The organism is Planktomarina temperata RCA23, from assembly GCF_000738435.1.
GTDB classification, from domain to species: domain Bacteria; phylum Pseudomonadota; class Alphaproteobacteria; order Rhodobacterales; family Rhodobacteraceae; genus Planktomarina; species Planktomarina temperata.
Window position 1 is genome coordinate 2,742,654 of the sequence record NZ_CP003984.1, and the last position, 20,068, is coordinate 2,762,721.

Below are 20,068 nucleotides of genomic sequence, written 5' to 3' on the forward strand. Positions count from 1 at the left end.
TTCACGCCTCCTGTGGTTCGGGCTCTTCGCCCTCACTGTCCTGCGCTTCGGACCCTTTCAGGGCGGCAACAGCCCCAGCCGCAAGCGCTGCTGCAAGGGCGGCGGCAATGACCCAATGGTCATGGCCTCCTGCCATGGCCTCCACATGCCCGAAATGCGCCCAAGCCGGCGCGGGCAGAAGACAGGCTAAAAATAACAGACACCGGGTCATATTTTGGTCCTTTAATCTTATAGGTCAAAGGCCCCGCCGCACATCCGTTATGCGGTCTCATCCGACGATCACGGTCTGCATCCCCAGTTTGGGTCAACGCAGCGCCATGCTCCTCTCCGGTCCTTCGACGTCGTCTGACCCTCTGCTAAGCCATTGCAGCGCCGGGGGCAAATGGATTCCCGACCGCCCGGCACCCGCAAGCGACGTTTTGCGGGTCCATGGCCCCCAAGCCACGTGCCGATGCAACCGATACTTAGAAACACTCCGACTGATGGCCGCGTCTCAGCCGGCAAGACCCATTCGCAGTGATTTAACTTGACGGATGTTGCCCAAAAACGATAGTGAAAAGCGAATTTTTATTTTATTACTAAAAATCAGATAAGTGATTAACTATGAGCAGCACTCTGTCGCGTAAAGAACGCAAGATCAAATTTAAGAGTTTGGCGTTCGCCGCATTGCAAAAATCAACCGGCAACGAAACCATTTGCGTGCAGGTTGGAGCCCATGACGGGAAACGCTGGGATCCTGTTTTTGGTCACATTACGCAAAACGGTTGGAATGCGCTGGTGATCGAGCCTCATCCGATTTTTTTCGAAAGATTGAGCGAGAATTACGCAGACCATCCAAATGTAATTCCGGTCAATCTGGCCGTTTCGGACGTTGAAAACGATTTCATGCTCTTTCACGTCGCACAAGATGCGGCAGGCAAATACCCCAAATGGCTCCAAGGATGTGCCTCTGTTCATGTGAGCCGCATGAATGACTCTATTGAAACCGCTTGCCGATTGTCGGGGGCACGGCGTGAAGTTGGCGATTTGGTTGCCACAACGATCCATGCAAAAAGGCTCGATCGCATTCTGTCAGAGAATAATTACAATCGCATCGATATCCTCGTCATCGATGTTGAGGGACATGAACTCGCTGTATTAAACTCGCTGTCCGACCCTGAAACTTTTCCCAAATTGGCCATAATTGAATGCAATGGGCGCGACCTTGCGCGGCAGGCTGAATATGTCGACGCAGTATCGTCGATGGGCCTGCGCATATGGCGGGTGGGAGACGATCTTTGGTGCCTCTCTGACGCGCTCATCAAGGATCAAGACCAACAACTTTCCGACTTGACAAAAGAAATTCACCCGGAGCCACGCAATATCCAAAGTCAGACCGCAGACTCTGATTCAAAAAATCAACCGATTAAAGTCGGATTAACCCCCATTCCCAAAAAGCTTGGGCATATTTGGATTGGGGATAGGCAGCCGCCACTTGAATGGATGGAAACTTGGAAGCAAAAACATCCAGACTGGGACTATCAGCTGTTTGACAACAGTTATCTCTCAAGCCGGCGCTGGCGTTGCGAAGCTCAAATTGCCGAATACATGAAACGTAGACAGTATGCAGGTGTATCAGACCTAATGCGTTATGAAATATTGTTGGAGCAAGGCGGCTTTTTGCCCGAAGCGGATTCAATATGCCTTAGAAACGTGGATGAATTGTTTGTGCTGCCCTCGCTTTACACTGCCTACGAGCATGAAACTAAAACAAGGCGCTTCGTGAGCCCTTTCTATGCATCCTCCCCGGGGCATAGTTTTTTGGCACAAATCCTCGACGAAATATCTCAATTGCAACCTAAAAGCTTGTTGACACCGTTCAAGAGTGTGGGGAGCCGGGCTCTCAGGGATTTCATAAAAAAACGGAACCCCGACATCTCTATTTTTCCGTCCTATTTTTTCAATCCTAGACATCACAGAGGGGAAACATACAATGGCGACGGCCCCGTATACGCAGAGCAACTTTGGGGCACGACCAAGGGCCTTTATAAGAACTTGCCCGATGATCAAAGAGCCGCAGCTCTAGCGACAACAGAGAACCTAACGGAAATTTGGCAGGGTTTGCCGGTCAATTCCTAAGCATCCGCCATGGAATGCTCCTCTATCAAACTGTCAACCGCGGTTTTGCCATTTCCAGCGCCGCGGCTCTGAGGTAGACACGCAGGACGCAGCGCAGGTGGGGAGCGGGTGATGGGACAACTGGTGGACGGTGTTTGGCATGATATTTGGTATGACACCACAAAATCGGGAGGCGCCTTTGAGCGCTCAACTGCAAAATTCCGCAACTGGATCACATCCGATGGCAGCACCGAATTTCAGGCCGAAAGCGGACGATATCATCTCTATGTGTCCTTGGCCTGCCCCTGGGCGCATCGCACATTAATTTTTAGACAGATTAAAGACTTAACCGCACATATCAGCGTTGATGTTGTGCATCCTGATATGTTGTCTGACGGCTGGACCTTTGCGAGCGACTGGCCGGGCGCAACAGGCGACCGACTGTTTGGCCTGCCATTTGCCCGTGATATTTATCTGCGAGCAGATCCAAAAATCAGTGGTCGCGTCACGGTTCCGATTCTTTGGGACAAGCACCAGCAGACCATTGTCTCCAATGAGAGCTCCGAGATCATCCGCATGTTCAACTCCGCCTTTGATCGGCTGACAGGCAATACTATGGATTTTTGCCCCCAAGAGCTGCACGAGGCGATGGAGCCAATCAACCAACGCATTTATGACACGCTCAACAATGGCGTTTACCGCTGCGGATTTGCCACCACCCAAACGGCCTATGATGCCGCGGTCGGCCCCTTGTTTGACACATTGGATTGGCTAGAGGACCGCTTGTCGCGCAAGCGCTATATCATGGGCGACAGGCTCACCGAGGTCGATTGGCGCTTGTTTCCAACCCTCCTGCGTTTTGACAACGTTTATCACCTGCATTTCAAATGCAACCGCAAGCGCATCATAGATTATCCTAATCTTTGGGCCTATACCCGCGAGCTCTACCAATATGAGGGCATCGCCGAGACGGTGAATATGGATCATGTCATCCGCCACTACCACTATAGCCATGATACGATTAACCCCAATCGCATCATCCCAATCAATCCAGACATCGACTGGAACGCCCCCCATGGGCGCGGCGATTAACCAGCAACCAGGCCCTTGCGTTTTTGGTGCAGCCAACGCAACTATTCGCCAAGATCTGTCAATCGCAGGAGAACCCAATGACGTCATGGATTACCATTTGCGACACCTGCAAACGCGAGGGCTGGACACCACAGACCCAGCCCCTCACCGATGGCGAAATATTCGCAGGCTTAATCGAAGACAGAGCCGCAAGCGCAGGGGTAAAAACCAGGCGTGTCTCCTGCATGATGGGCTGCGTGCGGGCCTGCAATGTGGCGGTGCAAGCTCCTGAAAAGCTGTCTTATGTCTTGGGAACATTTGAGCCAAGCCCCGAAAATGCCCAAGCCATTGTAGATTATGCGGCACTGCATCAAGCCTCAGAAACCGGCCAAGTGCCCTACCGCGATTGGCCACAAGCGGTGAAAGGCCATTTCACCACGCGCATGACCCCTTTGCCGGACACGGACTAATGGCAGGCAATGGGCGAGATCACGGGGGCGGTCTTGACGCGGCAGCAGCAGAATTTGGCGGCGCGCGCGGTGACTGGCTTGATCTATCCACCGGGATCAATCCGGAAAGCTACCCAATAACGAGCCTCGATTTGACGCCAAATGATTGGACGGCGCTGCCTGATAGCGGCGCAGATGCGGCGCTATGTGCCGCCGCCCGGCGATTTTGGCGGGTGCCAGCGCAGGCGGATGTTCTGGCTGTGCCGGGATGCTCTGCTGCCATCGCTCAAATTCCTGCACTTCAAGCTGCAGGCCAAGCCGAGATCGCCCTGCGCAGCTACAACGAACACGCCGCCGCCTTTCGATTTCATGGCTGGGACGTAGACGAACACCCCTCCTCTCCTGTGGCCCGTGTTGTGGTCCATCCCAACAACCCCACAGGCATATTCCAAACTCAGATCACACCCGCGCCGCTGACGGTGATTGACGAGAGCTTTTGCGATATCGATCCGGCGCAAAGCCACATCGCGCAAGCCAAACAGCCTGGCCATATAATATTGAAAAGTTTTGGAAAATTTTGGGGATTGGCTGGATTGCGTTTGGGGTTTGCAATTGGAGATCCAGAGTTGATCGACACTCTGCGACAAAGGCTTGGCCCTTGGCCCGTCTCTGGGATCGCGTTGAAAATTGGTGCCGCGGCCCTGGGTGACACCACTTGGGCCGAGCAAACCCGGGCCCGGCTGGCCGCGGATGCAGAACGTCTTGACCGGCTCATGCGGCGCCAAAACGCCCGTCCTATGGGCGCCTGCGCGCTGTTTCGTACCTATGAGGTCGCGGATGCCAGGCAACTGCAACACCACTTAGCCCAACACAAGATTTGGACGCGGGTTTTCCCCTATAGCCCAACATGGATCCGACTTGGCCTGCCGCCGCAGGCGCAGTGGGCGCGGTTGGAGGCCGCCCTGTGACCCTGTTTTTGGCCCTTGTTCTGGATGCGCTGCTCGGCGAGCCAAAGTGGCTCTGGTCACGCATGCCGCATCCAGCCGTGCTCATGGGCAATCTCATCGCCCGCGCCACCAGCATGTTCAATCATGCACCCCATCAAAAACCCAAAGGTGTGATTTTATGCATCGGATTGGCTGGGCTAGGCGGGCTCGCCGGGCTTGTTTTGGCGCAACTTGGGCCTCTGGCTGAAATTTTGGTCACTGCAATCCTCGTGGCACAGAGATCCTTAATGCAGCATGTGCAAGACGTGGCCCAATCCCTGCGGCTGTCACTTGCCGCCGGGCGCAGGAGCGTGGCCATGATTGTTGGACGTGACACAGCCCAGATGGATGCCCCGCAGGTGGCCCGCGGGGCCATTGAAAGCGCGGCAGAAAATTTTTCCGATGGGATTGCAGCACCCGTTTTTTGGTTCGCACTGGCAGGTTTGCCCGGGGTGATTATCTATAAAATGATCAACACCGCGGACAGTATGATTGGGTATAAGAACGAGACATATCGGGACTTCGGATGGGCCTGCGCCCGGCTGGATGATCTGCTGAATTGGGCGCCCGCCCGGCTGTCCGCCTTTGGAATTTGGCTGATCACCGGCTGTCGCACCTCCTGGGGCACTATCATCTCTGAGGCGAAATTGCACCGCTCCCCAAATGCCGGCTGGCCCGAGGCTGCGATGGCCTATGCGCTTGATATCAGCCTCTCAGGCCCCCGCAGCTATGAGGGGAAATTCGAGAAATTTCCTTGGGTCAACGCCGCTGGCCGCAAAAACATTGGTCCGGTTGCGATTGAAAAATCTATTCAAACTCTCTGGCTGACCTGGGGCGCGATGACGCTTTTGGTGGCGGGCATGACCCTTGCATTTTTGTTGTAAAAAGGCCTAATTACAAAGGGTTTTTGTTGGAGAATTGATATGCACCGCCTCTTCTTGTCCTGTGCCTTAATGTGTTACGCTGGCCTGGCCTCTGCCACTTGCGGCACAGATTGGGCATCGTTTATCAAAGACGTAAAACAAGAGGCTCTGGCACAGGGCTACCCGCGCCCATTGGTGACGCGCTTTTTTGATGGCGCGGCGCAAGATCCCAAGGTCATCAAAGCAGACCGCCGACAAGGGGTGTTTCAAAAAGACTTCATCAGCTTCTCTCAAGCCTTGATCTCGGAACATCGCTTGGTGCATGCACAGAAAAACGCGGGCAAATACGCCACGACCTTTGACAGGGTGTCCCGTGATTACGGGATCCCACCTGGGGTCTTACTGGCCTTTTGGGCATTTGAAACGGATTTTGGGGTCAATCAAGGCAATTTTAACACGCTCAATGCGCTGCTGACCCTGTCGCATGATTGCCGGCGCCCTGAGCTGTTTCGTCCACAGGTTTTTGCAGCGCTTGAGCTTTACAAACGCGGTGATTTTGATCCGCGAGAGACGCAAGGCGCTTGGGCCGGCGAGATTGGTATGATCCAAATGCTGCCCGAAGATATTTTGGACAGCGGCACGGACGGGGATGGTGATGGCCGCGTTGATCTGCAAAACTCTGCCGAAGATGCACTTATGAGCGGCGGCCATATGCTGCGCCGATTGGGCTGGCAGGCCGGTGCCCCGTGGTTGCAGGAAATTGATCTGCCCGAGACTCTTGATCTCACCCTCACTGGCCTCGACAAAAGCCAGACCGTCGCGCGCTGGCAGGCGCTTGGGGTGACCGGGCGACATGGCCCCCTCGAGCCCAGCGCGGGCCAAGCCTCTGTTTTATTGCCCGTTGGCCATAAAGGTCCAGCCTTTCTGACCTATCCCAATTTCAACGTCTATTTTGAATGGAACCAGAGCCTGGTTTATGTCACCACAGCCGCCTATTTTGCCACGCTGCTATCGGGCGAACCGCAGTTTTATCCTGGAACGCCGGACACGGGCTTGACCGGGCAAGAAATGCAGGCCCTGCAACAAAAACTCATGGCCCGAGGCCATGATGTCGGCAAAATCGATGGTATTTTAGGCTCCAAAACCCGCGCGGCTGTGCAAGCAGAACAGGACAGGCTCAATCTACCCGCCGATGCTTGGCCAACCCCGCAATTGCTCAATCGGCTTTAAAAGACCTCTGCATCACGCCATTTCAACACGACATGAGGGCAGCGCCGGACTGGGCAGGCAGGCGCTGCCCGGTGTTGCCACCGGGCACAATTTTTTGGCTTGGCGCTGGGTTATGCAGAGGTCTTTTTAACGGCTTCATGCGACACACCGAGGCGCTAGGCCACCAGTTGCTCGGCTTTCTTCAGGTCAACCGAAACCAACTGGCTGACCCCTTGCTCCGCCATCGTCACACCAAACAAACGGTCCATACGCGCCATGGTCACCGCATGGTGGGTGATGATCAAAAACCGCGTGTCCGTCCTGCGGGTCATCTCATCGAGCAGGTCGCAGAACCTTGTGACATTTGCATCATCTAATGGCGCATCCACCTCATCAAGCACACAAATCGGCGCGGGATTGGCCAAGAAGACTGCAAAAATAAGCGCCATCGCCGTCAAAGTCTGCTCACCGCCCGACAACAGCGAGAGGGTCGAGAGCTTCTTACCCGGTGGTTGACACAAAATTTCCAGCCCAGCATCCAACGGATCATCGCTCTCCACCAAAACCAAATTCGCCTCGCCGCCGCCAAATAAATGCGAAAACAGAGTGCCGAAGTTGCGATTCACCTCATCAAAAGCGGCCAATAAGCGTTCCCGGCCCTCTTTGTTGAGACTGGCAATCCCACCCCGCAGCGTTTTGATTGCCTCTTCCAAATCTGTTTTCTCTTTGGTGAGCATATCAAATTCCTCGCGCACCTCTTGAGAATCCTCTTCCGCCCGCAGGTTGACCGCGCCCAGCGCCTCTCGTTGCCGGCGCAAACGCGCCACCTCTGCCTCCACCTGTTCAGAGGGCGGCATTTTCAGCGGGTCGACCTCCAATTGTTCCAGCAGGTTTTGCGGCTCTGTTTGCAGCTCCTCACGGATGCGCTCCGCCGCCAAACCCACCGCCTCCAAAGCAGCTTCAGAGCGCGCCTCAGCGCCAGCCCTTTTTTCGCGGCTTTCCGTGGCCACGCGCCCAGCATCACGCTCGGCCTCAGACGCTTGGCGCATGTCCATCTCGGCCCGCGCCAAGGTATCAGCGGCCAATTTCCGGCGCGTTTCCGCTTCCTCTAACGCGGAGATGAGCTCTGCCCGCTGGCTTCTTATGTTATCGGGCTCTGCAAGTGCTGTTGCCAAGTCTGCTTCAGCCTTGCTGTGGCGCTGTTCCAGCTCGACGGCGCGCGTTTTGGCATTTCCCAAACGCTCTTGCCAGCTGCTAATATCTTTGTTCACTGCCGCAATCCGCTTGACCCGTGCTTCGCCATCACTGCGCAGCTCATCATGTGCCGCACGGCGGCTCATCATAGTGACCCTGCTGGCTTCAACGGTCAGCCGAATGTCCTCCACCCGTGCCCGCGCAGCGCCAAGATCTTCCAAGCCTTCGCGGTGGGTTTGTGCGTCACGCAGCTGCACGCGCGCTTCACTCGCCTCTTCCCCATAGCGTGTGACAGCGAGCGCCAGGGCCTCAACGCGCCCGCCGGCAAGATTGCGCTCCGCCTCAGCCCGAGACAAAGCACGCCCCGCATCGGCCATCATCCGATCTGCGGCCTGGCGCGCCTCGCGGGTCTCTTGATCGGTTTTTGTCAGGGTTTGCAATTGACCAACCAGCGCTTGATGCGCAGTTTCCGCTTGGCTTGCCACCGCCTGCGCCTCTTTTAACTGTGATTGCAAAGCCTGAAGGCGATTGCGTTGCTCGAGCGCCAAGGCCGCCGCAGAGGGGGCGTCCTTGGCTTGGGCGCGAAACCCATCCCAACGCCAAAGATCGCCATCTCGGCTGACCAGTCTTTGCCCTGGTAAAAGAGACCCATGCAGCCGCGCACCTTCCTCGGCTGTCACAAGACCAACTTGTGCAATCCTGCGGTTCAACACGCCGGGAACAGTGACGTATTGCCCAAAACTTTCAACGCCCTCCGGCAGGCGGGGCGCGGTGTCATAGTCCTGCAGCTGAGCCCAGCCTGAGCGCCCGTCCGCGGTCACGGCCGGGGCTTTGAGATCATCGGCCAAGGCAGCGCCCAAAGCCTTTTCATATCCGCTTTCAACATGCACTTGGTCAAGCAATTGGTCGCCTTGACCGCGGTTGCGTTCCACCAATTTCGCCAGTGCGGAGACTTCTGCCTGCAACGCATTGACGACCCCATTTGCCTCGGACCTGGCAGTCCGTGCACTGTTTTCTTGGGTCAGGCACTCCGCCCGTCGCGCCTCCGCCTCAGCCAAAGCCGTTTCGGCCTGGGCGACGGCCTCAACAGCGGCCGCCTCATCAAGATGGGCTTGCGCGTAGGCCGCTGCGGCGTCACTGGCCTGTGTGCTGGCCTCAGCCACCGCCGACTTGGCATTGATCTCTTCGGCCTCAGCCTTGGACAGGCGTTTTTGGGCATCCTCAACGAAGCGATCCGCCGATTGATGGCTGGCGGCGAGACGGGCTACATCTTCGGTAATCTCCGCCAATTGCGATTCACGATCGTGCAAAACAGCCGCCGCCTGTGAGGCCTCCGCGGCCGCTTTTTGCACTTTTTCGCTCTGCCCGGCCCCGGCCTCTTCAAGCTCTGCCAGTTCTTCGCGCAGCCGCGCGATTGTATCGCCGGCATCGGCATTCAGGTTTTGCTCCCGCGCCATATCAGCCGCCAGCTGGGCGATGCGTTGCTCCAAAGTGTGAATGGTTTGCTCAGCCCGCTTCGCTTGATCGCTGAGCGTGTCTTTTTGCACATTCAGCCGCTGCAACACGGCATTGGCGATGGCCTCCTCCTCGCGCAGGGGCGGCAAGGCCGCCTCGCAAATCTCGCGGGCCTTCACAGATTTCTGAACTGCGGTTTCAGCCTGTGCCGCTGTGAGCGTACCGGCGCGCAGAGCCTCTTCTGCGGCCGCGCGGGCCTCTTCTGCCTCTTGCCAACGGCGATACAGTAAGAGCCCTTCAGCCAAACGCAGACTGGCCCCCAACTCTCGATAGCGGGCGGCTTGTTTCGCCTGCCGCGCCAATTGGGATAATTGATTGGCCAATTGTTCGATCACGTCATCCACGCGTGACAGGTTCGTTTCAGCGCCGCGTAATTTCAGCTCCGCCTCATGCCGCCGCGCATAGAGACCCGAAATTCCGGCCGCCTCTTCCAAAATCCGACGCCGGGCCTTGGGTTTGGCATTGATCAATTCACTGATCTGCCCCTGCCGAACAAGAGCAGGAGAATGCGCACCCGTGCTGGCATCGGCAAAAAGCATCTGAACATCCCGCGCCCGCACGTCTTTGCTATTGGCCTTATAGGCAGAGCCAATATCGCGAGTGATGCGGCGGACCACATCCAAAAGATCACTTTCATTAAAGCTCGCCGGAGCCAGCCGTTTGCTGTTGTCGATTTGCAAACTGACTTCTGCAAAATTACGGGCCGGACGTGTGGCGGTTCCTGCGAAGATGACATCCTCCATCCCGCCACCCCGCATGGCCGTCGGGCGGTTCTCGCCCATGACCCAGCGCAGCGCCTCTAGCAAATTCGATTTGCCGCAGCCATTGGGGCCGACCACTCCGGTCAAGCCATCTGCAATAATTAAATCTGTGGGGTCCACAAAGCTTTTGAACCCGTTCAATCGTAATTTCGAAAACCGCACCGAAACATGCCCTCGTGATTCTTCTGGCTTGAGTGTGCCGAAGCGATAGGGGCGGAGTCAACGCCGCCGACCCTTATCCTGTGGGTTCGAAGGAGTTATCCACAACATATTGACGCTTCACGGCGCAAATGCAGGTCACACGGTCGCTCGGGAGCGATTGTGATTTCACGGGTGTTTGGCGCTTTTACTCGCCAGCTTCACTGTCTTTATTGGCAGCGCGATAGCCGTTGAGCCAATCGAACATCGCGGAAATGTCAAATTGGTCCACTAACTTTTGAAGATCCACCTTCTCAGGCTCTGCGGCCGGCTCAGGTACAGACGCCGGCTCAGGCTGGGATTGCAAGCAGCCGGTCAAAGCGGTTGCCAAAACGACAAAAATCATCACTTTTTTCATCTCAAACTCTAAAACTATTTACGCACTGCGCCCTGTATCGCCGGCCTTCCTGCCCCAAGTCAAGCGCCACCGCGCCCGGTACATCCTTTGGCTGCGTGGGTATAGCTTTGCTCCTCACTCATGCTCAACCAAACATTCCACAGCGACGCAGCTTGCGTTACCGCAGCAATTGGGTCAGCCTTTTGGTCAAGGCGATAAGACAGATGTCTGCGCGCAAGAACAGGAGAGAGCTGTGTTCGATTTGGAATTAAGCGGGAAAGTGGCCCTCGTAACCGGCGGCAGTGATGGCTTGGGCCGCGCTGCGGCGCACCGGCTGGCGGCGGAAGGGGCTTTGGTTGTCATTTGCGGCCGGCGGGCCGCACATGCGCAACAGGCCGCACAGGATATGACAGCCGCGGTGCAAGCCTCGGGCAACAACGGTGGCCGGGTTGTGGGCCTTCGTGCCGATGTCACAAATGCAGAGGATTGTGACGCGTTGATCGCCGAAATTGAGCACCGTCACGGCGGCATTGATATTTTAATCAACAACGCCGGCGCATCCGCCGCTATGGGTTTGGCTTTGGTGGAGGATGACCTGTGGCTGTCAGATTTCAATCTCAAGGTCATGGCGGCCGTGCGCTTATCGCGGCTTGCTATTCCGATAATGAAAGCGCGCGGTGGCGGGGCCATTGTCAATGCCAGCATAGGCGGCGGCAAAGCGCCAAATGCAGGCGCGCTGCCCACAAGCGTCATGCGCGCGGCTGGGTTGAATTTAACGAAATCTTTGGCGCAGGAATTTGCTGCCAGCAATATCCGCGTCAATGCCATTTGCATTGGCTACTTGAAATCAATGCAATGGATCCGCCGAGCTGAAAATGGCGATCCCAGTTCAATTTACGAAAATTTCTCCCAAAAAATACCAATGGGCCGGATGGGTGAGGCTGAAGAATATGCCGACCTCGTGGCCTTTTTGAGTTCGCAAAGGGCCTCTTACATCACCGGCACGGCCGTTAATCTTGATGGCGGGCTCTGCCCGGTCGTATAGGCGCCAATGCGCAGGGGCTGAGGCGCCTGCCACTCATGTAAAGTGAAGAACATTTATGGACTACAGCTTTGGTTTTTGGTTTTTCGCAACCCTGGCAGCCATTGCTGTTGGGCTTGGCAAGGGAGGGCTTCCAGTGGTCGCAGCCTTGGCCGTGCCGAGCCTGTCGCTTTACATGTCTCCCATTGCCGCCGCAGGCTTGCTTTTGCCGGTGTATATTGTCTCCGATGCCTTTGCGCTTATCGCCTATCGCCGAGACTTTAACCGCCAGGTGTTAAAGATTGCGGCAATAGGAATGACTCTGGGGGTGGCGATTGGCAGTGTTACGGCACATTTGATCATAGAATGGCTGATTACAGTGTTGATTGGCCTGATGGGCGGGCTTTTTGCCCTGCGGATGCTCACCCAACGAGGCGATCCCGCAAAGAAGCCAATCCATACAGGCCGCGGGTTATTCTGGACAACCATCGCCGGCTTCACCAGCTTCATCAGTCACAACGGCGGCCCACCTTGGCAAATTTTCACCCTGCCATTGAAGTTGCAAAAGTCAGTTTTCGTTGGCACTTCGGTCATTGCTTTTTCCTATTGTAATGCCATCAAGCTGATCCCCTATATTTGGCTTGGGCAAGTCAATATGCAAAGCTCCTTTGTCTCGCTCTTTTTGATGCTGCCTGCCGCGCTTGCCGTCTATCTTGGGGTTTTCTGGGTTAAAAAAATTCCCGAAGCGCTGTTTTTCAAATTCGTCACCTGGGCCTTGATGATCATATCGATCAAACTGATCTGGGACGGCCTCATGGACAGCCCTCTGGCACGGGGGGCCCTCTTTTAAAGACCCGCCATTTTGTCCGACCGGCACGGTACAAAAGTCTCCTAAAACCTTCGCCTGGCCCTCTTGCCTCCCTCCCCGCCCCCTGCTATCAGCGCTCATCGTCATTCACCCCAGATTCGTCTGGGGTGGTGTCGTTTGGGGGAACCCAAATTCATCGGGCACCTACGGGGGCCTAAACACCAGCGGCCCATAAGGGCTGCACGAAGCAAACGGAAGACAGAAAGCATGGCACTCAAGTCGTATAAACCGACGACGCCGGGCCAGCGTGGGCTGGTACTGATCGACCGTTCGGAGCTTTGGAAAGGACGTCCTGTCAAGACTCTCACAGAGGGTTTGACAAAATCGGGCGGCCGGAACAATACCGGGCGGATCACATCACGTCGTCGTGGCGGTGGGGCAAAACGCCTTTACCGTATTGTGGACTTCAAACGGAACAAGTTTGACGTTTCAGCAACTGTGGAACGGATCGAATATGACCCGAACCGGACAGCATTTATCGCTCTCATCAAATATGATGATGGCGAGCAGGCCTATATCCTAGCCCCGCAGCGTATGGCTGTTGGTGACAAGGTGATCGCCGCTGCAAAAGCCGATATCAAACCCGGCAACGCAATGCCATTCTCAGGCATGCCAATTGGCACAATCATCCACAACATCGAATTGAAAGCTGGCAAAGGCGGGCAGATCGCACGCGCCGCTGGCACATATGCTCAATTTGTTGGCCGTGATGGTGGCTACGCTCAGATCCGCCTCTCTTCAGGTGAGCTGCGTTTGGTTCGTCAAGAATGCATGGCCACTGTTGGTGCTGTGTCTAACCCAGACAACTCTAACCAAAACTTCGGTAAAGCGGGCCGGATGCGTCACAAAGGTGTGCGCCCCTCCGTTCGTGGTGTGGTTATGAACCCGATCGATCACCCGCACGGCGGTGGTGAAGGTCGGACATCTGGCGGTCGTCACCCGGTTTCCCCGTGGGGCAAGCCGACCAAAGGTGCACGCACGCGCAATAAAAACAAAGCGTCACAAAAGCTCATTATCCGCTCGCGTCACGCCAAGAAGAAGGGGCGTTAATCGATGTCTCGTTCCGTATGGAAAGGTCCCTTTGTGGATGCTTACGTGCTTAAGAAAGCCGAAGCTGCCAGCGAAAGTGATCGCAACAACGTTATCAAGATTTGGTCGCGTCGTTCAACAATTCTGCCCCAATTCGTGGGCTTGACCTTTGGTGTCTACAATGGCCGGAAGCATATTCCTGTCAATGTGACTGAAGAAATGATTGGCCAAAAGTTTGGTGAGTTTTCGCCAACCCGTACCTACTACGGACACACGGCTGATAAAAAAGCGAAGCGGAAATAAGCTATGAGCAAGGATAAAAATCCCCGCCGCGTGGCTGACAATGAAGCAATGGCGAAAACGCGCATGCTTCGGACATCCCCGCAAAAGCTGAACTTGGTTGCTGCGATGATCCGCGGTAAAAAAGTCAACAATGCTTTGACAGATCTGACCTTCTCCAAGAAGCGTATTGCTGATGACGTGAAGAAATGTCTGCAGTCTGCAATTGCAAATGCTGAAAACAACCACAATTTGGATGTTGACGAGCTGGTTGTGGCAGAAGCCTATGTCGGCAAGAACTTGACCATGAAACGCGGTCGTCCTCGGGCGCGCGGTCGTTTTGGCAAGATCGTTAAGCCATTTTCCGAACTGACTATTTTGGTTCGCCAGGTTGAGGAGCAAGCGTAATGGGACATAAAGTCAATCCAATCGGTATGCGTCTTCAGATCAACCGTACTTGGGATAGCCGTTGGTATGCAGATACCAAAGACTATGGCAACCTGCTGTTGGAAGACCTGAAAATTCGGGAATTCATTGGTGAAGAATGTAAGCAAGCTGGTATCAGCCGTGTGATCATTGAGCGTCCGCACAAAAAGTGTCGCGTCACAATCCACACAGCCCGTCCAGGTGTGATCATCGGCAAAAAAGGTGCGGACATCGAAGGTCTGCGCTCCAAAGTTGCCGCGATGACAGACAGCGAATTGCACCTCAACATTGTTGAAGTTCGCAAGCCTGAGCTTGACGCAGCCTTGGTTGCCGAGAGCATTGCGCAGCAATTGGAACGCCGGGTGTCTTTCCGCCGTGCCATGAAACGTGCGGTGCAAAGCGCCATGCGTATGGGCGCCTTGGGCATTCGTGTGAACGTTGCCGGTCGTTTGGGCGGCGCTGAAATCGCGCGTACTGAATGGTACCGTGAAGGTCGCGTTCCGCTGCACACACTGCGTGCTGACATTGATTACGCACATGCTGAGGGTCTTACCGCCTATGGTATCATCGGGATCAAAGTTTGGATCTTCAAAGGTGAGATCATGGAACATGATCCAGCCGCGCGTGATCGTAAATCGCAAGAATTGCAAGATGGCCCAGCACCCCGCGGTGCAGGTGGCAATCGCCGCAACGACCGCTAAGGAGAAGAACAATGCTTCAACCAAAGCGCACTAAGTTCCGCAAGATGCACAAAGGCCGGATCCACGGCGAAGCCAAGGGTGGCAGCACCCTGAACTTCGGCTCGTTCGGCCTAAAAGCGACGCAACCTGAGCGCATTACTGCGCGTCAGATCGAAGCGGCGCGTCGTGCCATGACACGTCATATGAAACGTCAAGGCCGTGTGTGGATCCGGATTTTCCCAGATCTGCCCGTAACCTCAAAGCCAACCGAAGTTCGGATGGGTAAAGGTAAAGGCTCCGTTGATTTTTGGTCCGCCAAAGTCAAGCCTGGCCGGGTTATGTTTGAAATCGATGGCGTCTCAGATGTCGTCGCGCGTGAGGCTCTGCGCCTTGCTGCGATGAAATTGCCAATCAAAACCCGCGTTGTGCAGCGCGAGGACTGGTAAAACGAAAGCCGGTTACCATGCCGCAAAAAACAAGCCCCCATCGACACATCGGTGGGGGCTTTTTCTTGGATCATTGCCCATGATAGGCGCGCGGGTCAGGCCTTGGCCGGCTAAACCGCGCAGCTCATATCCGCACCGCAGCACATCGGCGACTTGATTTTACCTTCACATTTTGGACATTTGGAGATCTGCACAACAGTGCCATCTCCCAGGGTCAAATTGTCATTGACCAGCGCTTCCTTACAATCGGTGCAACTGGCATCGACCCCCATATTGCACACACCACAACGATACGTCGCCATTTTAGATCTCCTCATCCGCGTTTAACTCATTCAACGCTAGTCTGGCGCAGACGTATCTGTCCAGCCTGTTTCGTCCAAATCGCATCCAGAGAAGCAAATGAGCTCACAGGGGCATAAATGACACGGGTTGACGTGCCTAAATTCCCGGAATGAAGGGAACATCGCAGGCGGACAGAACGACCATAGTGGCAATGAACACAGAGACTTTTACCATACCGAGTGACCTCCTAGAGTAAGTTCGCTCAGGGTTGAACAGTTTTGCCAATAGATCAAGTGCCAAACCCGCAGCCAACCGAAAAAGACCAAATCGCGCACGCAACAGGCAAAGCCCCCCGGATGTCACATAGCCAAAAGCAGCTGAGAAAGTGAGGTTTTTCACTAGATAAAACCGGCATGGCGTATTAGGAAGCTTGCATGCGTCTCCTTAGCTCAGCTGGATAGAGCAGCCGACTTCTAATCGGCAGGTCGAGAGTTCGAATCTTTCAGGGGACGCCAATTAAATCAATTACTTAGATTATAACTCACTGAGCGTGCTACCGTTTCGGGTTCCATATGGGTTCCAAAAAACTTTGGCTTTGTCGTTAATTATGTCCAAATCAGCCTGATATTCCGCACAACAAGCTACCACGATTCGGTTGAGCTTAGAAACATTGGACGCTGCAGGCCCGTCAGATCGTTTTGCAAAGGTAAAATTACCGTACCACGCACCAACTGCGGTTATGTTAATACGCTGCCAGCTCAAAAAAACCTCAGGGGCCCGTCACGCTTTTGGAAGTAACTTATCTGGCTTGTTCGCGCTCGGTCAGCAGATCGCAGGTGGGCCTTCGTGGGCCGCAAGCCTTGGGCCATGTTTTTGGTAAACGGTTTGCTATCTAGAGATATGAGCCCTTGTGAAGTTTCGTTGATCTTACCACGCGCTTTAAAAGTTAAGTGTCGCGACTCTTCAAAACGTAATATGCGGTACTTCCCAGCAGCTTTTTATTTTTTTTGCATAATCCCATGGAGTTTTACCGTGTTTGTCCTTGGGCGTCTTGTGAGCTCCAGCATCGATCAGATTAAGTATTGTAACTGAATCACCGCTGATAGCAGCATGATGCAAGGCTGTCTGCCCATCCTTGTCTCTTGGTTCATTTAGCGATTTAATTTGGGATTCAAAATTTTTCCAGTTCGATTTTTTAACATTCTGTTTTGAATCGATCAAACTGTCAGGAGAGATATCAATTTGTTTAATATATGTTCCATTTGCCTTGGACTTCGCAAATTTTTCTAATCTGATTTTTTCTTGTTTTTGATAATTTTCCAGAAATATATCGGATTTAGATTTTTTGTTATACGCTTCTTTGTCTGAAACCGGGCGTTTCGCGGGCTTTGCTAAAGGTGGGTTTGTTTGACGCTTTTCATTTTTATATTCTCTAAATATTTGTAAAAAATGCTTTATTGACGGCGTCTCACGCTTAAGGGAAATGACTTTCTGAGTGGGTCTAAACTCATGTGACTTCCCACTGATGGTATCACTGCGTGAGACAATCAGACTTGGATCATAAGCTTTTATTTTAGCTAGCCGTTCCAGCCTTTCTTTTTCGTTGGCCTGATAATTTTTCAGGAAAGGATCAGTATTAGCCTCATTATATGAGTCACTGATATCAGCATTTTCTTTAGTAACATCCAAAGAATTAAAATTCGTATTTGAATTTATAGATTTAGTGTTGAGCGTCCGCTGACTATTTGAAGCTCTATCATAAAATGCCTCTTTGTCTTTTTGACTGAACTGATCCCTTAATTTATAGATTTTCTCTAATTCCCGTCTCCATTTTTTAACTTCTTCAGTTTCTTTTGGCTCTAACTTATCAAACCTTTCACCAACTCCGATAAGCGTGCTTGCAATTTTGAAAGGATCGCCCAGCATCATGAGAAAAAACCCCGGCACCAGAATAAAAAGCCACCAAGTCATAAAAAGTGGTATCACTACCATAGTGCTCAAAAACTCTAGGGGTTTGTTTCTTGCATCTTCAATTCTTCCCAGTAACACGCTAGTTTTTTGTCCAAAGGCTCGTTCTGCTCTGTCTAAAGCTTGTGCTTCACGTTTTACGCGAGATTCTTCCCATTCTTTATCAATTTTTTTCTGTTGGAGTTTTTTTTCATATTCTCGATTGCGACTAGCAGCCTTGGCGAATTCCGCCCTGTCCACTGCGCTAAACCCTTCGGAATCCAACCCACCACTCTCTTTGAGAAAACATCGAGGTAATGGCAGTCGATACACGGGAAACCCGCTGCATGATTGCTAAAGCGGCATATTGAAGTGGAAAATCGCGCAGATTTTGCGTTGAAACGGAATCGCCCTAAACGCCGCCAACGAAATCGAGTTCAACAGTGCCTGAATAGTGAACTTGGCGGTTCGGTAAAGCCTGAGTGAATTTCGCTATTTCAGCCTCAATCAGCGCTTCAATCTTTTGCTGCACCTCAACGCTTGAGAATTCCCAAATCACCGTTGATACGTTAGGTGTGCTTTCATTGTATAACAGCCTAAAGCGCGCTCCCTCTATGGATGCAATCATGTCAGGCCATTTGGTATGTAACACACTGTTGAACATCTGTGCGTCAACCGGTGTCGTAAATGTGCGAATATAAATTTTCATTTGCATCTCAGGCTACCCTCATCTTCAGTCATGATATTCCGTATCTCTTTAGTGGCGATAACACGGTGACTTATGTCAATGTTAAATTACTTTTCGAGTGTCAAATTCTAATATTAAATCTTCATAAACAAAACATGACCTAGAAAATTCGCACAAGAAGGGAAAATTATGATCGCTCTACTTTGACATTAAGGGTACGGAAAAAGCATATTAAGCAACCTTGCTTGCAATAATGTATGTAGAGATTAAGGTTCCACTACCGTCACGCAATGGGAGAAGAGACATGAATGTTTGTATGCGTGCAACTTTTAAATGCACTTGGGAGGAGATGATCGCCAGGCTTGAACATAACATGTCCACTATAAGTGCGGCGCACACTGGTTGGACTGTCGCTAAAGAAAGCGATCACTCCTTGGTATTCCTGGCCAATATAACAGATTTTTCAGCACTCAGTGAACCGATGATGAATGAAGAGCAGGTGCAGTGGGATAAAAACAACGGCGTCGAGTACATCGCCTATACGATGCAGCCAATGGGTGGGTGAGCCAACGGTCACGCTCCCCGTTACGCCCTTTCCAAAGACGTGGGGCTTGTCCTAAGGCACCTTGAGAATGTGTATTTTGAGCGAATTTTCGTGAGAATGTTATAGGTGCATGTGATCTAGGTGCTGCTAATCCTATTTGATGGCGTAAAGCTTCAGCACGACGGTTGACGCTTCTCGCGCGCCAACGCCGACAAACAACAAATTGTTCATCCAGGCATATTGTGCATCCCCGGTCTCCAAACGGGCATGGGTGCGCATGTAGTATTGGTCCGGTGCAACTTTCTCTCCCCGCCCAATCGCTGCAATCACCTCTGGCGGTCCGTGGCGAAACCCGTAATTGACCACTTCAATCGTAGCACCATCGTCCGTTTCAATCGCATAGCGCGTGTCAAGCTCGGCGAGGCCATCGGCAAAAATCGTTTGCCAATCAGCGCCCAAGTTCAGAACCTTACCACTGAAATGAGGGCCAGAAGCTCGGCCACCAATGATCGGAATTATGCGCCGCTGCCCAGCACGACCCGCTCCCAGCTCACGAATAGGATCAAGTTCAACTTGCAGATCACAGAAAAACTCTAACTTCGGCTCTGGCAACATCCTATGAACTTTCTCTTGAAAACTGTTTACCAATATAACAATTTATTATATATGTTTGGCAATAATTTTTTGGCCAGGCATGACGAAGATACCAGAACACCATCCGAGCCCGGATCTTGAAGGTCTAATCGGTTACAATCTCAAACGAGCCTATGTCACGGTGAGCGATGATTTTCGCCGCGCCCTTAAACACGACAATCTCTCCCCGCGCCTGTTCTCGGCTTTGGCCTTGGTAAAAGCACATCCCGGCCTGTCCCAAAGCGCTTTAGCGCGTCAATTGGGTATTGAAAGATCCGGCATCGTCGCCATGATTGATGAATTGGAAGGTCGAGGCTATGTCATCCGTAAACCTGTGCCGCAAGACCGGCGCAGACAGGCGCTTCAACTGACGCCGGCTGGCGAAGAGGCATATAAGATTGCCCTTGGCAAAGTCCAAGCCCATGAGGCCCGCCTGTTGGGCGGCCTTGATGCGGGTCAACGAGACGCATTGATATCGATTTTGCAAAAAATCCGATATCAAAAGACATAAAGTGCACCTTTTGGGCGAGGGACCCAGCCGCCCC

At 53.3% G+C, this 20,068-nt stretch carries 22 protein-coding genes and 1 tRNA gene; 16 read left to right on the forward strand and 7 right to left on the reverse strand.

Annotated features, from left to right (window positions below; translation table 11 throughout):
• Position 1 precedes the first annotated feature (1 nt).
• Entirely contained in the window at positions 2-211 is a 210-nt protein-coding gene (locus RCA23_RS13225) for a DUF6732 family protein (protein WP_044050709.1), read from the reverse strand.
• A gap of 392 nt (positions 212-603) precedes the next feature.
• Here RCA23_RS13225 and RCA23_RS16085 point away from each other — a divergent pair, with 392 nt between their 5' ends.
• From RCA23_RS16085 to RCA23_RS13255, 6 genes are all read left to right on the forward strand, one after another.
• Entirely contained in the window at positions 604-2,118 is a 1,515-nt protein-coding gene (locus RCA23_RS16085; protein WP_052377188.1) for an FkbM family methyltransferase, read from the forward strand.
• 111 nt (positions 2,119-2,229) lie between these two features.
• Positions 2,230-3,189, forward strand: coding sequence for a glutathione S-transferase C-terminal domain-containing protein (locus tag RCA23_RS13235; protein ID WP_044050710.1), 960 nt, complete (start codon positions 2,230-2,232; stop codon positions 3,187-3,189).
• 77 nt (positions 3,190-3,266) lie between these two features.
• Positions 3,267-3,638 carry a DUF1636 family protein gene (locus RCA23_RS13240; protein ID WP_044050711.1) on the forward strand — a complete coding sequence of 124 codons (372 nt, stop codon included), beginning with the start codon at positions 3,267-3,269 and terminating at the stop codon, positions 3,636-3,638.
• The gene (locus RCA23_RS13245; protein WP_044050712.1) at positions 3,638-4,585 is read left to right on the forward strand and encodes a threonine-phosphate decarboxylase; all 948 of its coding nucleotides are present in this window, start codon (positions 3,638-3,640) and stop codon (positions 4,583-4,585) included. Before RCA23_RS13240 ends, RCA23_RS13245 begins: the two co-directional genes overlap by 1 nt.
• Positions 4,525-5,487 carry an adenosylcobinamide-phosphate synthase CbiB gene (gene cbiB, locus RCA23_RS13250; protein ID WP_081870978.1) on the forward strand — a complete coding sequence of 321 codons (963 nt, stop codon included), beginning with the start codon at positions 4,525-4,527 and terminating at the stop codon, positions 5,485-5,487. The genes RCA23_RS13245 and cbiB overlap by 61 nt, the downstream gene beginning before the upstream one ends.
• Positions 5,488-5,526: 39 nt before the next feature.
• The gene (locus RCA23_RS13255) at positions 5,527-6,696 is read left to right on the forward strand and encodes a lytic murein transglycosylase (RefSeq protein ID WP_052377189.1); all 1,170 of its coding nucleotides are present in this window, start codon (positions 5,527-5,529) and stop codon (positions 6,694-6,696) included.
• A 155-nt stretch (positions 6,697-6,851) separates the two neighbouring features.
• On the opposite strand, the gene smc is transcribed toward RCA23_RS13255, so the two are convergent.
• Positions 6,852-10,307, reverse strand: coding sequence for a chromosome segregation protein SMC (gene smc / locus RCA23_RS13260; protein WP_044050713.1), 3,456 nt, complete (start codon positions 10,305-10,307; stop codon positions 6,852-6,854).
• A 184-nt stretch (positions 10,308-10,491) separates the two neighbouring features.
• The gene (locus tag RCA23_RS13265; RefSeq protein WP_169701417.1) at positions 10,492-10,689 is read right to left on the reverse strand and encodes a hypothetical protein; all 198 of its coding nucleotides are present in this window, start codon (positions 10,687-10,689) and stop codon (positions 10,492-10,494) included.
• A gap of 244 nt (positions 10,690-10,933) precedes the next feature.
• On the opposite strand from RCA23_RS13265, the gene RCA23_RS13270 reads away from it, so the two are divergent.
• The 7 genes from RCA23_RS13270 to rplP all read left to right on the forward strand — a co-directional run bounded on the left by RCA23_RS13270 (position 10,934) and on the right by rplP (position 15,429).
• Complete coding sequence (locus RCA23_RS13270) at positions 10,934-11,725, forward strand: SDR family oxidoreductase (RefSeq protein WP_044051587.1); 792 nt, start codon at positions 10,934-10,936, stop codon at positions 11,723-11,725.
• Positions 11,726-11,780: 55 nt separating this feature from the next.
• A complete protein-coding gene (locus RCA23_RS13275; RefSeq protein WP_044050715.1) occupies positions 11,781-12,551 on the forward strand; it encodes a sulfite exporter TauE/SafE family protein in 771 nt (256 codons plus the stop codon).
• Positions 12,552-12,776: 225 nt separating this feature from the next.
• A complete protein-coding gene (gene rplB / locus RCA23_RS13280; RefSeq protein ID WP_044050716.1) occupies positions 12,777-13,619 on the forward strand; it encodes a 50S ribosomal protein L2 in 843 nt (280 codons plus the stop codon).
• 3 nt (positions 13,620-13,622) lie between these two features.
• Complete coding sequence (gene rpsS, locus RCA23_RS13285; RefSeq protein ID WP_044050717.1) at positions 13,623-13,901, forward strand: 30S ribosomal protein S19; 279 nt, start codon at positions 13,623-13,625, stop codon at positions 13,899-13,901.
• 3 nt (positions 13,902-13,904) lie between these two features.
• Positions 13,905-14,285: a 50S ribosomal protein L22 gene (gene rplV, locus RCA23_RS13290; RefSeq protein WP_044050718.1), complete on the forward strand. Its 381-nt coding sequence runs from the start codon at positions 13,905-13,907 to the stop codon at positions 14,283-14,285.
• A complete protein-coding gene (rpsC, locus tag RCA23_RS13295) occupies positions 14,285-15,004 on the forward strand; it encodes a 30S ribosomal protein S3 (RefSeq protein ID WP_044050719.1) in 720 nt (239 codons plus the stop codon). Before rplV ends, rpsC begins: the two co-directional genes overlap by 1 nt.
• Before the next feature lie 11 nt (positions 15,005-15,015).
• The gene (rplP, locus tag RCA23_RS13300) at positions 15,016-15,429 is read left to right on the forward strand and encodes a 50S ribosomal protein L16 (protein WP_044050720.1); all 414 of its coding nucleotides are present in this window, start codon (positions 15,016-15,018) and stop codon (positions 15,427-15,429) included.
• A gap of 110 nt (positions 15,430-15,539) precedes the next feature.
• On the opposite strand, the gene RCA23_RS13305 is transcribed toward rplP, so the two are convergent.
• Entirely contained in the window at positions 15,540-15,731 is a 192-nt protein-coding gene (locus RCA23_RS13305) for a hypothetical protein (protein WP_044050721.1), read from the reverse strand.
• Between the two features lie 418 nt (positions 15,732-16,149).
• Between RCA23_RS13305 and RCA23_RS13310 the strand changes: the two genes are divergently transcribed.
• Positions 16,150-16,226, forward strand: a tRNA-Arg gene (locus RCA23_RS13310).
• Between the two features lie 448 nt (positions 16,227-16,674).
• On the opposite strand, the gene RCA23_RS13315 is transcribed toward RCA23_RS13310, so the two are convergent.
• Both RCA23_RS13315 and RCA23_RS13320 read right to left on the reverse strand, forming a co-directional pair.
• Positions 16,675-17,919 (reverse strand): ankyrin repeat domain-containing protein, encoded by a 1,245-nt coding sequence (locus tag RCA23_RS13315; protein WP_169701418.1) that lies wholly within the window; start codon positions 17,917-17,919, stop codon positions 16,675-16,677.
• A gap of 151 nt (positions 17,920-18,070) precedes the next feature.
• Entirely contained in the window at positions 18,071-18,373 is a 303-nt protein-coding gene (locus RCA23_RS13320; RefSeq protein WP_044050723.1) for a hypothetical protein, read from the reverse strand.
• Between the two features lie 277 nt (positions 18,374-18,650).
• Between RCA23_RS13320 and RCA23_RS13325 the strand changes: the two genes are divergently transcribed.
• On the forward strand, positions 18,651-18,911 hold the full coding sequence (locus tag RCA23_RS13325) for a hypothetical protein (protein ID WP_044050724.1): 261 nt from the start codon (positions 18,651-18,653) through the stop codon (positions 18,909-18,911).
• A gap of 132 nt (positions 18,912-19,043) precedes the next feature.
• On the opposite strand, the gene RCA23_RS13330 is transcribed toward RCA23_RS13325, so the two are convergent.
• Entirely contained in the window at positions 19,044-19,538 is a 495-nt protein-coding gene (locus tag RCA23_RS13330; protein WP_236631363.1) for a DUF3237 domain-containing protein, read from the reverse strand.
• 46 nt (positions 19,539-19,584) lie between these two features.
• Here RCA23_RS13330 and RCA23_RS13335 point away from each other — a divergent pair, with 46 nt between their 5' ends.
• Positions 19,585-20,034, forward strand: coding sequence for a MarR family winged helix-turn-helix transcriptional regulator (locus tag RCA23_RS13335; protein ID WP_044050726.1), 450 nt, complete (start codon positions 19,585-19,587; stop codon positions 20,032-20,034).
• Positions 20,035-20,068: the final 34 nt, after the last annotated feature.

Coding starts and splice junctions, on each gene's coding strand:
- RCA23_RS13320 (WP_044050723.1), bottom strand. CDS start 18,373: ATGCAAATGAAAATTTATATTCGCACATTTACGACACCGGTTGACGCA.
- rplP (WP_044050720.1), top strand. CDS start 15,016: ATGCTTCAACCAAAGCGCACTAAGTTCCGCAAGATGCACAAAGGCCGG.
- cbiB (WP_081870978.1), top strand. CDS start 4,525: ATGGATCCGACTTGGCCTGCCGCCGCAGGCGCAGTGGGCGCGGTTGGA.
- rplB (WP_044050716.1), top strand. CDS start 12,777: ATGGCACTCAAGTCGTATAAACCGACGACGCCGGGCCAGCGTGGGCTG.
- RCA23_RS13240 (WP_044050711.1), top strand. CDS start 3,267: ATGACGTCATGGATTACCATTTGCGACACCTGCAAACGCGAGGGCTGG.
- RCA23_RS16085 (WP_052377188.1), top strand. CDS start 604: ATGAGCAGCACTCTGTCGCGTAAAGAACGCAAGATCAAATTTAAGAGT.
- RCA23_RS13255 (WP_052377189.1), top strand. CDS start 5,527: ATGCACCGCCTCTTCTTGTCCTGTGCCTTAATGTGTTACGCTGGCCTG.
- RCA23_RS13325 (WP_044050724.1), top strand. CDS start 18,651: ATGAATGTTTGTATGCGTGCAACTTTTAAATGCACTTGGGAGGAGATG.
- RCA23_RS13225 (WP_044050709.1), bottom strand. CDS start 211: ATGACCCGGTGTCTGTTATTTTTAGCCTGTCTTCTGCCCGCGCCGGCT.
- RCA23_RS13265 (WP_169701417.1), bottom strand. CDS start 10,689: ATGATTTTTGTCGTTTTGGCAACCGCTTTGACCGGCTGCTTGCAATCC.
- RCA23_RS13305 (WP_044050721.1), bottom strand. CDS start 15,731: ATGGCGACGTATCGTTGTGGTGTGTGCAATATGGGGGTCGATGCCAGT.
- rplV (WP_044050718.1), top strand. CDS start 13,905: ATGAGCAAGGATAAAAATCCCCGCCGCGTGGCTGACAATGAAGCAATG.
- rpsS (WP_044050717.1), top strand. CDS start 13,623: ATGTCTCGTTCCGTATGGAAAGGTCCCTTTGTGGATGCTTACGTGCTT.
- RCA23_RS13235 (WP_044050710.1), top strand. CDS start 2,230: ATGGGACAACTGGTGGACGGTGTTTGGCATGATATTTGGTATGACACC.
- RCA23_RS13335 (WP_044050726.1), top strand. CDS start 19,585: ATGACGAAGATACCAGAACACCATCCGAGCCCGGATCTTGAAGGTCTA.
- rpsC (WP_044050719.1), top strand. CDS start 14,285: ATGGGACATAAAGTCAATCCAATCGGTATGCGTCTTCAGATCAACCGT.
- RCA23_RS13275 (WP_044050715.1), top strand. CDS start 11,781: ATGGACTACAGCTTTGGTTTTTGGTTTTTCGCAACCCTGGCAGCCATT.
- RCA23_RS13245 (WP_044050712.1), top strand. CDS start 3,638: ATGGCAGGCAATGGGCGAGATCACGGGGGCGGTCTTGACGCGGCAGCA.